Origin of the sequence: Tranquillimonas rosea (assembly GCF_900111315.1) — a bacterium.
GTDB classification, from domain to species: Bacteria; Pseudomonadota; Alphaproteobacteria; order Rhodobacterales; family Rhodobacteraceae; genus Tranquillimonas; species Tranquillimonas rosea.
The window spans coordinates 75,256-89,853 of the sequence record NZ_FOGU01000013.1 but is presented as its reverse complement, the minus strand read 5'-3'; the positions used below and the strand labels follow the sequence as shown (position 1 = coordinate 89,853).

The following is a 14,598-nucleotide window of genomic DNA, read 5'->3' as shown; positions in this document are numbered from 1 at the left end:
TAACATAGAATATTGACATCATCAAGATGACGGTGAAGGTTGAGCCTGCGACAAGGTAAATTCTGGGAGGAGACCATGAGACTTTCGCATCTGATCGCCTGCACGACGGCGCTGACCGTGCCGTTCGCGGCCGTGGCGCAGGACAGCTTCCCGAGCGAGACCGTCGAGGTGGTCACGCATTCCGGTGCCGGTGGCGGCACCGACATGACGGCGCGCATGATGATGCGCAGCGTCTCGCCGATCCTCGGGGAGGACATGGTGGTGGTGAACCGCCCCGGCGGGTCCGGTGCCGTCGCGATGGACTATGTCGAGGAGCGCCCCGAAGACGGGCACACCGTGCTCGTCTACACGTCCTCGCACGCCGTCACGCAGGCCAAGAACGGCGCCTCCGAGGCGCAGAACCTGATTCCGATCGCCCGCGGCACGAACGATCCCCAGATCCTCTTCACCCGCTGCGAGGAATTCGACGACACGCAGACCTTCCTCGACGCGCAGGAGGATGAAAGCCTCGATTACGGCGTGACCCACGTCTACAACATCGACGGCATCTCGGCCTTCCTGTTCGCCGAGGCGGCAGGCCTGCAGCGGCCCGACATCGTGTCGTTCGAGGGCGGCGGCGACCTGATCACCAACCTCGTGGGCGGCAACGTCGACGTGGCGGTGCTGAACTACGGCGAGGCGGCAAGCCAGGTCGAGGCGGGCAATGCCTGCCCGATGGTCGTGATGGGCTCCGAGCCGGTCGCGACGATCCCGGACACGCCCACCTCCGACTCGCTCGGGATCGACGCCGATTTCGCGACATCGCGCGGCTTCGCCGTGGCAGAGGGCACGCCGGACGAGGTCGTCGAGACACTGCGCTCGGCGTTCATGGAAGGCATGCAGACCGAAGAATACGGCGAGTTCCTGACCAGCCAGGGTCTCGACGACAGCTCGATCGCCGATTCCGAGGCCTGGGGCGAGCAGATGAACTCGCTGGTGTCGCGCATGAGCAGCGCGCTGCAAGAGCTCGGCTACACCAACTGAGCCGGTAGAGGCGCCGGGGCGGCCTCCGGGCCGCCCGGCCACGGCCACCAAGGGAGGACACGATGAGACTGACCCGCGCCGCCCGGCTTCTGGCCCCGGTCTGCCTGATCGGGGTGTTTGCCGCCATCGCATTCGGCTGGACGCTGACCTTCGAGAACGTCCCCCCGATGCTGGTGCGGAGCTTTCAGCCCTCGGCGTTCCCGCAGCTGGTCTGCGGTTTGATCGTCGCTCTCTCGATCCTCGCGGGCTATAACACGGTCCGCCATGACGACGCCGACAATCTCGATGGCATCCCGCGTCAGTTCTACCTGACTATCGGCGTGCTCATCATCGCGAGCCTCGTGGCGATGACCCTCGATTTCCTTCTGGCCATGATGGTCGGCGCCGCGGGCATCGCGGCCGCCTGGGGCGAGCGTCGCGCCAGCATCCTGATCGGTGTCGGCCTGGTCGGGCCGGTGCTCACCTTCCTTCTGTTCAACGAGGCGCTGCAGATCCGCTTCCCCCGCGGCGTCCTTCTCAACATCTATTACGGGTGGTGACATGAGCGACGTTCTCTCTGGACTGACGGCGCTTGGGGATCCCTATCTCATCTCGCTGATCATCCTGACGACCCTCGTCGGCACGGTGATCGGCCTGCTTCCCGGCCTGAACGCCACCACCGGGGCGGCGCTGCTTCTGCCCTTCACTCTGACGCTGGAGCCGCTGGCGGCGACCGTTGTCCTGGCGACGATCTACGGGTCCGCCACCTTCGCGGGCGCGATCACCGCGATCCTGATCAACACGCCCGGCACGCCCGCCTCGGCGACCACCTGCCTCGACGGCTACCCGCTGGCCCAGAAGGGCGAGGCGGGGCGTGCCATCGGGGTCGCGACCGTCGCCTCGACGGTGGGCGGGGTCTGCTCGGTGCTGTTCCTGCTGTTCGTCGGCCCCTTCATGGCCGGCGTCGCCTACAAGTTCGGGCCGCCCGAGTACTTTGCCCTGACCCTGTTCGGCCTGTCGATGCTGGCCACGATCGGCAGCGGTTCCGCGGTCAAGAGCCTGATCGCCGGGGCCTTCGGCGTCTTGCTGTCGACCATCGGGGTCGACCTGCTGACCGGGGTCGAACGCTATACCTTCGGCACGAACATGCTTTACGACGGGATCAGCTTCGTCGCGGTGATGATCGGCATCTTCGGCATCGCCGAGCTGCTGGAGCAATCGACCCGGTTGCACGTGGTGCGCAAGATCGTGGCGATGAAGGCGGCGAAGCTGCCCTCGCGCGAGGATTTCGCCCGTATCCGGACGACGATCCTGCGGTCCACCGGCATCGGGACGCTGGTGGGCATCCTGCCCGCCGAAGGCTCTACCATCGCGTCGATGATCGGCTACAACGAGGCGCGGCGCTTCTCGCGGCACAAGGACAATTTCGGCAAGGGCGAGATCGAGGGCATCGCGGCCTCCGAAGCGGCCAACAACGCGGCGGTCGGGGGCACGCTGGTGCCCACGCTCGCGCTCGGCATTCCCGGCAGCCCGACGGCGGCGATCATTCTCGCCGGTCTTCTGACCCAAGGCGTCCGTCCGGGACCGACGATGTTCCAGGAGCAGGGTGAATTCCTCGGCGTGCTGTTCGCGGCGCTGCTTCTGGCCAATCTACTGTTCCTCGCGCTGGGGCTCTTGGGCGCGCGCGTCTTCGCCCAGATCACTCTGATCCCGGTGCGCATCCTCTGGCCCTTGGTCTTCATCTTCTCGCTGGTCGGGGCATATGCCATCCGGCAGGCGCCGTTCGACATCTACGTCGCGCTCTGTTTCGGGGTCATCGGGTTCCTGATGAACCGCACCGGCTTCTCAGTCGTGTCCCTCGCCATCGGCCTCGTCCTCGGCGGGATGATCGAGCAGCGGCTCGGGCAGTCGATGTCGATGTTCGACGGAAACTGGCTGATGTTCCTGACGCGCCCCATCGCGGTGGTGTTCTTCGTGCTGACCGCCCTGGTCTTGTTCACGGGACCCACGCGCCGCGGTCTGCAGAAACTGAGGCGAAGCACTGCGTGAGGGGCGTCGAATTCCGGTTGGATACAGTATATGGTGTAGCCACGTGCCGGAGAGCGGAGGAACAATGGAAGCCGGGGAACCGACATCTCTTCAGATCGAGAAGCAGAGCCTGCATGATCAGGTCGCCAGCCGGATCCGCGACCTGATCATCGAGGGGCATCTCGAACCGGGCAGCCGGATCGACGAGGCCAAGCTGGTCGAACAACTCGGTGTCTCCCGCACGCCGTTCCGCGAGGCGCTCCGCACCCTTGCCGCCGAGGGGCTGATCGTCATCCGCCCGGCGCGGGGCAGCATGGTGCGCAAGCTGTCGCGGGCGGATGTCTTTTCGATGCTCGAGGTGCTGGCCGAGATGGAACGTCTCGCCGGCCGGACGGCCTGCGAACGGGCGAGCGACAGCGAGATCGCCCATGCTCGCGACCTGCACGAGCGGATGCTCGAATACTACCGCTCGGGCGAGCGGATGCCGTATTACAAGCTCAACCAAGAGTTCCACACCTTCATCGCCTCGCTCTCGCGCAACGAGACGTTGTGCGAGATCCAGGGCAACATCATGGCCCGGCTGAAGCGGATCCGGTTCATCGGCAACAGCGAGCCCGAGCATTGGCGGGCCGCCGTGGACGACCACGAGGAAATGATGGACGCGCTCGCGGCCCGTGACGGTCAGCGGCTGGGAGACATCATGGCCCACCACCTGTCCGAGACCTGGCAGCGCGTGAAGAACGTGATCTGAGGGGGCGGCGCGCGCTCTCCGCGGTGCGGACAAATCTTTCTGCTAGATTCTCGGGCTACGCTGACGGGCGACGAGACACCGCAGCGAGCCCGGCCGCGTGCCTACGGCGGGCGGTCGCACGTTGCTCCGGTGGCGCGTCGCCGCTGCAACCGAGATCCGGAAAGGCCCGCCATGTTCCGCCAGCCGCATCCATCGCGCCATGCGCCCGTCGGCGCGCGACACCTGTGCCGCGCCGCTCTCCTCGTTGCGGGCCTTGGGTGGGCAACCGGGGCCGCCGCACAGGATCTCGAGATCGTCACCGAGGAATACGCGCCGGCCAACTTCACCGGAGAGGATGGCGCGATTGCCGGAATCGTCACAGATACCGTGCGACTGATGGCGGAGCGGGCCGGGCTCTCGGTCTCGATGGAGATGCTGCCGTTCAAGCGCGGCTATGCCCTCGTCCAGGGCGGCGCGGACCGCTGTTTCATGGCGCTCTGGCGCATCCCTGCGCGCGAGGATGATTTCACCTGGGTCGGGCCGATCCTGAAGGACGGCTACGCCCTGTTCGCCCGGGCTGGCGAGGCGCCCGATGTCGACAGCATCGAGGACAGCTTCGGCCATCCCACAGGCGCCGTCGCGGGATGGGGCAGTACCGAGGCGATGCAGGAGGCGGGTCATCCCAACCTCGAGATCGTGAGCCTCGACATCGCAAACATGCGCAAGCTGGCCGCCGGGCGACTCGACCTGTGGCTGAGCGGCCTGCTGTCGGCCCCCTGGCGCGCGGCCCGGCAGGATCTGGCGCTCGAACGTGTGCGGGTGGTCGACGAGGTCGACCTGTCCCTCGCCTGCCATCCCGACACCGATCCCGACACGATCGCCGGCCTTTCGGCCGCGTTGCAGGCCTTGACGGACGAAGGGGCGGTGCAGGCGATCCGGGCGCGCTACCTCGACACGGCGGCGAGCGAGAACTAAGCGGTCACTCCCGCGGTTTGCGCCGGGCGGTGAAGGAGCGGTTCAGCCGCACGGTCGCATCCCGCATCTCGGGGCCGACGAGGTACAGGCCGACGAGGATCAGGGCGATCGAGCCCCAGGTCAGCGCCGACAGCCGCTCGTCCAGCAGGAGCGAGCCCCACATGATGCCGGCGACAGTTTTCACGTAGGCGCTCTGACTGGCGAAGAGCGCCCCGGCGACCTGAACCAGATGGCACCCGATGACACCGCCGACAGCGGTGGCGGCCCCCATGGCGAGCGTCAGCATCTCGATCCGGCCCGGCTCCCACGGCGCAAGGTCAGAGAATGCGCCGCTCAGCCATGCGGCCGGCACGAGAACGGCCGTCGACAGGGCCATCATCAGGCCGAAGGCCGCGGTGAAGTCGATATGGGTGGGCTGGCGGGCGGCCATCAGTATGCCCTCGACCGCGATGCTGACGGGGATCAGCAGGGCGACGGCCAGCAGGACGATCTGTCCCATATCGGCGCCCGCGAGCCGGGTGAAGAGCATCGCGGTCACGCCGACGAGCCCCACGCCCAGCCCGGCGAGGCGTCGCGGCGTCGTGCGCTCGACCCGGGTGACGGCCGCGATCGCGAAGACCACGAAGCCCTGCACGGTAACGATCAGTGACAGCATCGTCGCCTCGAGGTGCCCGGCGAGTTCCACGATGGCGATCTTCTGGATGATCCCGTTCAGGGCGGCCCAGGTCAGGAAGTAACCGATCTCGCCCCGACCCAGCCGCGGCAGCCGTCGCCGCAGCGCGGCCGAGCCGAGGCAGAGCAGCGCGGCCACGAGGTTGATCTGCACCACCAGGGCCAGCGGTTCGGCCCCCGCCCCCGCCGCGAGGCGCGATAGCGCGGGCATCAGGCCCCACAGGATGCCCAGGGCGATGACCAGCAGGCTGCCCTGAAGCATCCGGATCGTGCGCTTCAACCTCAGTTCGCGTTCGTAGATCTCGCTCACCATCCCGCGGAACACCGCCGCGAGCCGGCCGAGCGCGTCGTTTCGCTCGGCCACGTCGTCGACCTGGACCGTGTCGGCGCCGATGCTGCCGTGCTCCACCAACTCGGCGGCGCGGGTCAGGCGCTCGACTGCGCGGAAATAGTCGCGCTCGTGGTCGCGGAACCGCTTCCGCGCGAGAGAGGCGCCGAGCCGCGCCTCGAGGATCACCGGATCGAAGCTCTTCGGCAGGAAATCCACGGCGCCGAGGTGGATGGCGCGGACGACACTTTCGGTCTCATCGTCCAGCGACGAGACGACGATCACCGGCACGTCGGTCAGGTCCGGGTCCGCCTTCATCGCGCGTAGCACGTCGAAACCGTCGAGACGCGGCATCACGATGTCGAGCAGGACGGCATCGAATCCCCCCGACCGCAGCATCTCGAGCCCCGACACGCCATCCTCGGCGGCGTCGGGTCGGTGGCCCAGGCGCGCCACCGCCTTGACCAGCTTCTTGCGGCCGAAAAGGCTGTCGTCGATCACGAGTATGCGTGCCGGCGCCTCGCCGACCTCGGGGGGCGGGGTCATCTGTGTGTCAGGGTCGCGGTAATTCATGCAGGTCCAGCCTGTCGAGCGCGCCGCGGGCGGCGGCCTCGTCCCGTGCGATCGCTTCTACCTCGGCGACCGGGTTCTCGGGCCCGCCGTCGAGGCAGGCCCGTTCCAGCGCGGCGCAGCGTGCGGCTAGCTCCTGCGCGCCGACGTCGCGGGCGTTGGATTTCAGGGTATGCGCCGCGATGCGCAGCGCTTCGATGTCGCCGGTCCTGGCGCTCTGGCGGAGGGTTGCCACAAGCTCGGCCGCGCCCGCGCGGTAATCGTCCAGGATCTCGGCCAGGTCGTCGGTGTCATGCCCGAGCGTCGCGAGCAGGCCGGCCAGGGCGCGGGTGTCCAGCGTCGTCTCGGTCATGTCGGTTCCGCCTCGTTGCCGGCATCGCGATGACGCAGCTGCGCGCCGCGGCGGAGGCTGTCGATCAGCGCCACTTGGTCGAGTGGCTTGCTGAGGTAGTCGTCCATCCCGGCACGCAGATAGCTTTCCCGGTCGGACGCCATCGCGTTGGCGGTCAGGGCGACGATATAGGGCCGCGTCTCCGCCGGCAGGCGGGCGCGGATCTCGCCGGTGGCGGTCACGCCGTCCATGTCCGGCATCTCGATATCCATCAGCACCACATCGAACCGCTCGGCCGCGCAGCGTTCGATGGCGTCCTCGCCCGATTTCGCGATCGTCGGGTCGTAGCCGAGACGCTTGAGGATCTTCTGGCCGACCTTGCGGTTCATCCGGTTGTCGTCGACCAGCAGGATCGCCAGATCCTTCGCCTCTTCCGGCAGGACGGTTGCCGGCGGGGTGCCGTCGCGGGCGTCGCGGGCCTCGTCCGGCGCGATGGCCGTCGCCATCGCGTTCAGGAGGTGCCCGGTCTTGGCGGGTTTCGAGAGCACGGCGGCGAAGCCGACAGCCTCGATCCCGGCGCGGAACTGGGCATCGGCCGGCGCGACCGAGGTGAACATGACCAGCGGCATCGCTTTGGCCGGGCCACCCCGCAGGCGCCGCGAAAGCTCGAGCCCGTTCATTCCGGGCATGTCGAAGTCGATGAGCGCAACGTCGAAGCGCTCGCCGACGGCGACCCGATCCAGCGCTTCGTCCGGCGTCGCGACGACATGGGGCCTGAGTTCCCAGCCCCTGAGCTTCTCGGCAAGGATCAGGCGGTTGGTCGGGTTGTCGTCCACCACCAGCACGTGCGCCCCGCGGATCGCCCGCGCCCGCCGTTCGCGGGCCACCCGATCCGGCAGCGGCGCGGCCTCGCAGGGGATGGTGACGGTGAAGGTGGTGCCCCGGCCGAATGTGCTTTCGACCGTGATCTCGCCGCCCATCAGCTCGACCAGGCGCTTGGTGATGACAAGCCCCAGCCCCGTCCCCCCGAAGCGGCGCGTGGTCGAGGCGTCGACCTGGCTGAACGACTTGAACAACCGGTCGAGCCGGTCCTCCGGGATGCCGACGCCGGTGTCGCGCACACTCAGAGTCAGGAGCGTCGTCTCGCCTTCGGAAAGCGCCGGCGCGGGGCGGGAGCTGGAAAGCGTCAGCACAACCTCGCCCTCTTCGGTGAATTTCACCGCGTTGTTCAGCAGGTTCAGCAGGATCTGCTTCAGCCGCACCGGATCGCCGATCACGCCCGCGGGCACGTCGGACTGCACGTGGCAGCCCAGGCCGATCCCCTTTTCGGCGGCCCGTGACGCGACCAGCTCGACCGTCGACTCGGCGGTGTCGGGCAGGTCGATCGGAATCCGCTCCAGTTCCAGCGCGCCGGCCTCGACCTTCGAGAAGTCGAGGATGTCGTTGATGATCGTCAGCAGCGTGCCGGCCGCGGCCGAGATCGTCTGCGCGTGATCCTGCTGCTCGTCGTCCAGCCGCGTCGCCTGAAGCAGCGTGCTCATCCCGACGATGGCATTCAGCGGCGTGCGGATCTCGTGGCTCATAGTGGCCAGGAACGCGCTTTTGGCCTCGTTGGCGGCCTCGGCGCTGTCCTTGGCCTCCTGCAACTCGTCCGAGATGCGTTTCTGTTCCGAGATGTCCGAGTGCACCGCAACGCGGCCGCCGCTGCCTGTCGCGCGGTAGCCGACCTGGTGCCAGCGTTTGTCGCCGGTGGACTGCACGAAGGCGTCGCCCGCCTGCCGATAGCGCTCGGCCTGCCGGTCGATCCACCCCGCCGCATCGGCCCGCGCGCCCGGAAACCGGCCCGACCCGGAGGCCCGGCGCAAGAGCGAGCGAAAGGGCGTGCCGGTGTCGAGCGGGGCGTCCTCGGCCCCCAGCATCACCTCACGGTAACGGCCGTTGGCGACGATCAGGCGGTCTCGCTCGTCGAACAGGGCGAAGCCTTCCGAGATGTTCTCGATCGCGTCGATCAGGCGCCCACGCGCCTCCTGCGCCTCGGCCTCGGCGTCGGCGAGCTTGGCCGTGCGCTCGGCCACCCGGCTCTCGAGCCGTTCGTTGGCCTCGCGCAGTTGGGCCTGTGTGCGCTCCTGCTTGCGCTGCATGTCGTTGAAGGCGGTGACGACGCGCCCGATCTCGTCGCCGCTCGGCCAGTCGACATAGGCGTGCCGCTCGCCCGCCCGGACGCGGTGTATGCTGTCGAGCAGCAGTCCCAGCGGCCGGCCGATCACCCGACGGTTCGCGACGAGCGCCGCCCCCACGGTCGCGCCCAGCAGCACCAGCGCCAACACCGCAGCGAGCGCGAGACGCTGGCGCGCATAGGCATTGATGCGGGCGTCGCTGAGCGTCAGGCCCAGCGTTCCGATCTGTCGCGCTTCCTGCCCGTCGCCGTGCAGGATCGAGACCTCGGCGCTGTAGGCCGCCGCCGGATCCATGCCCGCCCCCGCCCTTGCGACCAGGCTGCCGCTCTGGTCGCGCACCACGGCGCCGACCACGTCGCTGTCGCTCATCAGCGCCTGGACGATCAGCTCGACCTGGCTGTCGGCGATGTTCCACATCGGCCGCGAGAGCACCGATGCCTGGATCGAAGCCAGGCGGTCGAGCTTGTTGCGCAGCTGTTCCTCGGCGGTGCGCCCCGCGATCACCTCGTAGATGCCGAAGGCCAGCGCGATGGACACCACCACGAGGGGCGCGACATAGAGAAGAAACCGCGCCTGCACCGACCGGGCCGCGCCCAGGGCCGACGCCACGCGCGCCGCGGCGCCGTCCAGCCGCGAGGACGCGTTCGACCCGATCATCTCGGAGCACCGGGCGCCGGCGGCGCGGCGGGCGAACACACGAACGCGCGGCGCGAAGGCGAACCGGTTCTCTCAGCGTCGGCCAATGGATCACCCCCTCGATCAATACTCCTGTCGCGCCGCCGGTGGACCGCCGGGGCGCTGAAGGCGCGCGGCGTCTCCCCACTCCGGCGAGCGGCGAATATTCGCGAATGACACGGGTCTTGGTCGCGCAAGAATCTTTGCAGACTATTTGCGTGGTCCGGTCCCGTCGCGTGGGCGTGCTGAGTCCCGGCGCGGCCGGAACTTTCGCCCGTCTCGGGCGTGCCCAACGCGGCACGGGCTTGGCGGAGCGGTCGCGCGGGCTCAATTTACCTGCGTCGGTTCCGGTGGCGGACCGCGACGGTGCAACGAGACGAACGGGCGATGAAGGTCGTGGGCAGGGGACGGACATGAAGACGAGGGCAGGGAACGAGACCGTGCGCGACGCGGTCCTCACCCACGGTGTCGTCAGCTCCCGTCCCGAGGACCTGCTCACCGGCACCGGCTGGCGCGTCGCCGTGGCGGTGCTGCGCGAAGCGGTGCTGCGGCTCTGGAGCGACGACGCCTTCGGGCTGGCGGGCAACGTGGCGTTCCGCATGTTGCTCGCGATCTTCCCGTTCCTGATCTTCACCAGTTCGCTCACCGCGTTCTTCGGCGACAAGTCGATGGCCGACGACCTGACCGATTTCCTGATCGCGATCGTGCCGACCGCCCTGGTCGAGCCGATCGTCTCTGAGGTGCAGCAGGTCATGTCGGTGCAGCGCGGCGGCGTTCTCAGTATCGGTATCCTGCTGACGATCTGGTTCGCAGTGGGCGGCGTCGACGGTGTGCGCGTCGGCCTCAACCGGTCCTACGGCGTGCGCGAGACCCGGTCGGCGATCGTGCTCTATGCGGTGCAGAGCCTGACAGTCGTTCTGGCCGGCCTCGTGCTTGTGCTGGTCGGCTACCTGCTGGTGCTGGCGCCGCGGGCCGGGTCATGGCTGCACATGCTAATGCCGGGGTTCGATCCGTCCTCGGTCAAGGTCAGCCTTGTGCGCTACCCGGCGGCGGGAGTCATCCTGCTGGTCGCGCTGTTCGTGGCGCATGTGTTCCTGCCGGCCCGCCGCACCCGGTTCTCGAGCATCTGGCCCGGCGTCGTCTTCACCGTCTCGGCGTGGACCGCGCTGACCGCGGTCTTTTCCTACTACCTGTCGAGCTACGCGGCCTATTCCAGCTATTATGCCGGGCTCGCCGGTATCATCGCGGCCCTCTACTTCATGTATCTCGCCGCGCTGATCCTGATCTTCGGCGGCGAACTGAACCGCGCCATCCGCATCCGCCGCCTCGCGCGGGCCCTGCGCGGGCGCGAGCCGAAGTGAAGCGGCGTCCATCGGGCGTACACGCTCCGCTCAAGCCGCGCGGTGTCGCGAGGGACGGAGTGCGGCGTTCTGTCTCGGGCCTGCCAGTATCGCTTCATCTCTGTTGACTCTCCGTAATTCCGGCCTCTTTAGGCCGCAGCGTTCCAAGTGACGATAACGGCTGCCAGAAGGGAACATGACGCCGTGATGGGGTATAACAGCGCCATTCTCGACGTTGTCGCGGACGGCATCATCTGCATCGACGAGTACGGCCGTATCATGACTTTCAACAAGTCGGCCGAGACGATGTTCGGATACACGGCGGACGAGATGATCGGCCAGAAGATCAATGTCCTCATGCCGGCGTCCCATGCCGAGTGGCACGACACCTATCTCAGGAACTATTCGACCAGCGGCAAGGCCAAGCTGATCGGGATGCGGCCCGAGTTGGAAGGGAAGCGGCGCGACGGCGAGATCTTCCCGATCGAGGTCGGGCTGACCGAGGCGCACCATGAGGGCAAGCGGGTGTTCGTGAGCGTCGTCCGCGATATCACCGAGCGCAAGCGCGTCGAACGCCTGAAGGCGGAGTTCATCGCGACCGTGAGCCACGAGCTGCGGACGCCGCTCACGGCCGTCTACGGGCCGCTGTCCCTGATCAAGAGCGGTGAACTCGGCACGTTGTCGCCCGCCGTCGACAACGCCACCGAGATCGCAGTGAGGAATTGTCAAAGCCTGATGAAGCTGGTCGATGACCTGCTGGACTTCGAAAAGCTCTCGTCGGGTCGCCTGTCGCTCGACAGCCGGTCCCATCAACTGCGGGCGCTCGTCGGCGACGCGGTCCTGCGGAATCAGGCTCTCGCCGGGTCCTATGGCGTCACGCTGGCACAGCGCGGCGGCTCGGTGGACACCTATATCCACGTGGACGAGGATCGCTTTCAGCAAATTCTCGGGAATCTCATCGCCAACGCGCTGAAGTTCTCCGAAAAGGGTGCGGCGGTTCACGTCGAGGTGTCGGAGGGGGCGGATCTGGTGAAAGTGTCGGTGACCGACACCGGCATCGGCATCGCGGAAGAGCACCACGACCGGATCTTCAAGAGGTTTTCGCAGGTGGACGGGTCGGACGCGCGGAGCGCCGGCGGCAGCGGTCTGGGCCTTGCCATCAGCAAGGACCTGACCGAGCGGATGGGCGGAGAGATCGGGTTCGCATCGGCCGCCGGGCAGGGGGCGACGTTCTGGGTCTCATTTCCCCGCGCGATCCGTCCCGATCCGGCCGTTGTCGCCGAGGGGGCGGTCCTGCCGGCCTGACGTGTCCGGATCCCGGAAACCTTTCCGGCGGAAATGGTTCGACGCGCGTGGCGTGATAGGAGCGTGCCGATCCCGCGCCCGCACCGGAGAGACCTGATGACCGACCTGTTCGACACGGCCCCCTCGCACGGGGATCAGCCGCTGGCCGCAGCGCTGCGGCCGACCACGCTCGACGATGTCATCGGGCAGGATCACCTGGTCGCGCCGGAGTCGGTGCTGCGCCGCCGGATCGCGGCCCGGCGCCTTGGAAGCACGGTGCTCTACGGGCCGCCCGGTATCGGCAAGACGTCCATCGCGCGCGCCGTTGGCAACATGCTGGGCAAGGATTTCTGTCCGCTTCACGCGACCCGCGCCGGGGTGAAGGAGATCCGGCGGATCGCCGACGAGGCGCGCAGCCGTCCGACCCTGATCTTCGTGGACGAGGTGCACCGTTTCAGCGCGACGCAGGCCGACGACCTGCTGAGCATCTGCGAGGACGGGGTCGCGGATTTCATGGGCGCGACCACGCAGAACCCGTATCACGCACTTCCGAAGGCGCTCGTGTCGCGGTCGACCATCCTCAAGCTCGAGCCGCTCACGATCGAGGACATGGAACGGGTCATCGACCGCGGGCTGGGCCACCTCGCGGCCGCCGGGATCGACGTCCGCCTGTCGGATGCTCACAAGCGGATGGTGGCCGGACGCTCGGGCGGGGATGCGCGCCGGGCGCTGATGACGCTGGAAAGCCTGGCCGTCGGTCATGGCGAAGGCCGGACGGTCGAGATCACGGACGAGATGCTGGCCGATGCCTACCAGGCCGCCGCCGTGAACCACGACCGTTCGGGCGATCAGCACTATGACGTCATCTCGGCCTTCGTGAAGTCGATGCGCGGTTCGGACCCGGATGCGACGCTCTACTGGCTGGCGCGGCTGATCCATGCGGGCGAGGACCCGCGCTATATCGCCCGCCGGATCATGATCCACGCGTCCGAGGACGTGGGGCTGGCCGACAACACCGCGTTGCAGACCGCCGTGGCCGCCGCGCAATCGGTCGAGATGATCGGCTATCCCGAGGCGCAGATCATCCTGTCGCACGCCGCGCTTCACGTGGCGCGCGCGCCGAAATCTACCTCGGCCTGCCGGGGCATCTCGGCCGCGATGGCCGCCGTGGCCAACGAGGCGCCGATCGATGTCCCGCTGCATCTGCGCGACGCCCACTATGCCGGGGCGCGAGACCTGGGGCATGTGGGCTACCGCTTGCCCCATGACGACCCGCGCGGCTGGGTCGAGCAGGACTATGCGCCGGGCGTCGAGGCCGGCCGCTTCTACCAGAGCGATGCGCGGACCAGCCCGACTTTCGAGAGCCGGGCGGACGCCTACTGGGAGGCCGTTTCGGGCCGCAAGCCACCCCGCACGTTCTGAGCGGGTTGCACCGGCGGGGCGATGGTATCGGGGCGCGCGGTTGCGCTATGACCCGATGCGGAGGCGGACAGAAGGGCGGCTTGCAGATGACCACCGACCGGACGAATGACCCGAAGCCCTGCGCGTGGGAGGTCGACGGCCTCCGCCTTGCGGGGCTGGCATGGGGGCCAGAGGACGGCACTCCGGTGCTGGCGCTGCACGGCTGGATGGACCACGCCGAAAGCTTTCGCGAACTGGCGCCGCGTCTTGCCGGGTGCCGGGTCGTTGCGCTCGACCTGAGCGGGCAGGGCCTGAGCGCCCATCGCGCCGCCCACGCGACCTACAACATCTGGGATGACCTGCCGCAGCTCGCCGGGGTGATGGACCGGCTGGGCTGGGACGACTGCGTGCTGCTCGGCCACTCGCGCGGCGCCAACATCGCGGCGCTGTTCGGCGCCGCCCAGCCCGACCGTGTCCGCGCCCTCGTGGCGCTCGAGTCGCTGGTGCCCGAACCCGTCGCGTCCGGCAGCTTCGTGTCGACCCTGCGTGCCTTCGTCGAGCAGACGCGCAAGCAGCAGGCCCGCCCGCCGCGCACATTCGCCAGCCGGGAAGAGTACGTCGCGCGCCGGGTCGCGCAGGGCAATTCCCGCGCGACGTCGGAGGCGCTCGCGGACCGCGCGCTGAAGCAGGGGCTCGGCGGCGTCACGATGCGCGGCGATCCGCGGCTGTTCGCGAGTTCCGCCGTCAAGCTGACGCAGGCGGACATCGAAAGCGTGCTGCGCGCGATCGGGTGTCCCGTGCTGAACGTCTGGGGGACGGACGGCCTGAGGCAGCGACGCCCGAAGGTCGCCGAGATGATCGGATTGGCCGAGACCCTGATCGCCGACTACGCGCAGATCGAGCTGGCCGGAGACCACCATTTCCACCTGGATCCCGCCGTCGCGGCGCAGATCGCTCAGGCCACGATGTCCTTCCTCGACCAGCGCCCGTCAGGGGACTGCGGGGGTGGCTGATCCCGGCGGTATGGGGACGTTTCACCGCGATTTCCTGAACGCCGGCGCGGTTGAGGGGAGGAAACGGCGATT

At 68.2% G+C, this 14,598-nt stretch carries 12 protein-coding genes; 9 read left to right on the top strand and 3 right to left on the bottom strand.

The window, feature by feature from the left end; all coding sequences use genetic code 11:
• The first annotated feature begins 75 nt into the window (after positions 1–75).
• From BMZ25_RS17810 to BMZ25_RS17790, 5 genes are all read left to right on the top strand, one after another.
• Entirely contained in the window at positions 76–1,023 is a 948-nt protein-coding gene (locus tag BMZ25_RS17810; RefSeq protein WP_092695999.1) for a Bug family tripartite tricarboxylate transporter substrate binding protein, read from the top strand.
• A gap of 62 nt (positions 1,024–1,085) precedes the next feature.
• Positions 1,086–1,562, top strand: a complete 477-nt coding sequence (locus tag BMZ25_RS17805; protein WP_092695998.1) for a tripartite tricarboxylate transporter TctB family protein — start codon at positions 1,086–1,088, stop codon at positions 1,560–1,562.
• A gap of 1 nt (position 1,563) precedes the next feature.
• On the top strand, positions 1,564–3,051 hold the full coding sequence (locus BMZ25_RS17800; protein ID WP_092695997.1) for a tripartite tricarboxylate transporter permease: 1,488 nt from the start codon (positions 1,564–1,566) through the stop codon (positions 3,049–3,051).
• Between the two features lie 64 nt (positions 3,052–3,115).
• Positions 3,116–3,781, top strand: a complete 666-nt coding sequence (locus BMZ25_RS17795) for a GntR family transcriptional regulator (RefSeq protein WP_092695996.1) — start codon at positions 3,116–3,118, stop codon at positions 3,779–3,781.
• A gap of 171 nt (positions 3,782–3,952) precedes the next feature.
• Entirely contained in the window at positions 3,953–4,735 is a 783-nt protein-coding gene (locus tag BMZ25_RS17790; protein ID WP_092695995.1) for a substrate-binding periplasmic protein, read from the top strand.
• A gap of 4 nt (positions 4,736–4,739) precedes the next feature.
• Here the strand turns inward: BMZ25_RS17790 and BMZ25_RS17785 are convergent, their stop codons facing one another.
• The 3 genes from BMZ25_RS17785 to BMZ25_RS17775 are packed head-to-tail and all read right to left on the bottom strand — an operon-like array spanning position 4,740 to position 9,470.
• Complete coding sequence (locus BMZ25_RS17785; protein WP_177190521.1) at positions 4,740–6,281, bottom strand: response regulator; 1,542 nt, start codon at positions 6,279–6,281, stop codon at positions 4,740–4,742.
• Between the two features lie 7 nt (positions 6,282–6,288).
• Positions 6,289–6,657: an Hpt domain-containing protein gene (locus tag BMZ25_RS17780; RefSeq protein WP_092695993.1), complete on the bottom strand. Its 369-nt coding sequence runs from the start codon at positions 6,655–6,657 to the stop codon at positions 6,289–6,291.
• Positions 6,654–9,470 (bottom strand): response regulator, encoded by a 2,817-nt coding sequence (locus BMZ25_RS17775; protein ID WP_143071556.1) that lies wholly within the window; start codon positions 9,468–9,470, stop codon positions 6,654–6,656. Before BMZ25_RS17775 ends, BMZ25_RS17780 begins: the two co-directional genes overlap by 4 nt.
• Before the next feature lie 431 nt (positions 9,471–9,901).
• Between BMZ25_RS17775 and BMZ25_RS17770 the strand changes: the two genes are divergently transcribed.
• The 4 genes from BMZ25_RS17770 to BMZ25_RS17755 all read left to right on the top strand — a co-directional run bounded on the left by BMZ25_RS17770 (position 9,902) and on the right by BMZ25_RS17755 (position 14,526).
• The gene (locus tag BMZ25_RS17770) at positions 9,902–10,849 is read left to right on the top strand and encodes a YihY/virulence factor BrkB family protein (protein ID WP_092695991.1); all 948 of its coding nucleotides are present in this window, start codon (positions 9,902–9,904) and stop codon (positions 10,847–10,849) included.
• A 186-nt stretch (positions 10,850–11,035) separates the two neighbouring features.
• A complete protein-coding gene (locus tag BMZ25_RS17765; protein ID WP_092695990.1) occupies positions 11,036–12,133 on the top strand; it encodes an ATP-binding protein in 1,098 nt (365 codons plus the stop codon).
• A 96-nt stretch (positions 12,134–12,229) separates the two neighbouring features.
• Positions 12,230–13,534, top strand: coding sequence for a replication-associated recombination protein A (locus BMZ25_RS17760; RefSeq protein WP_092695989.1), 1,305 nt, complete (start codon positions 12,230–12,232; stop codon positions 13,532–13,534).
• A gap of 86 nt (positions 13,535–13,620) precedes the next feature.
• A complete protein-coding gene (locus tag BMZ25_RS17755) occupies positions 13,621–14,526 on the top strand; it encodes an alpha/beta fold hydrolase (protein ID WP_092696019.1) in 906 nt (301 codons plus the stop codon).
• Positions 14,527–14,598 lie beyond the last annotated feature (72 nt).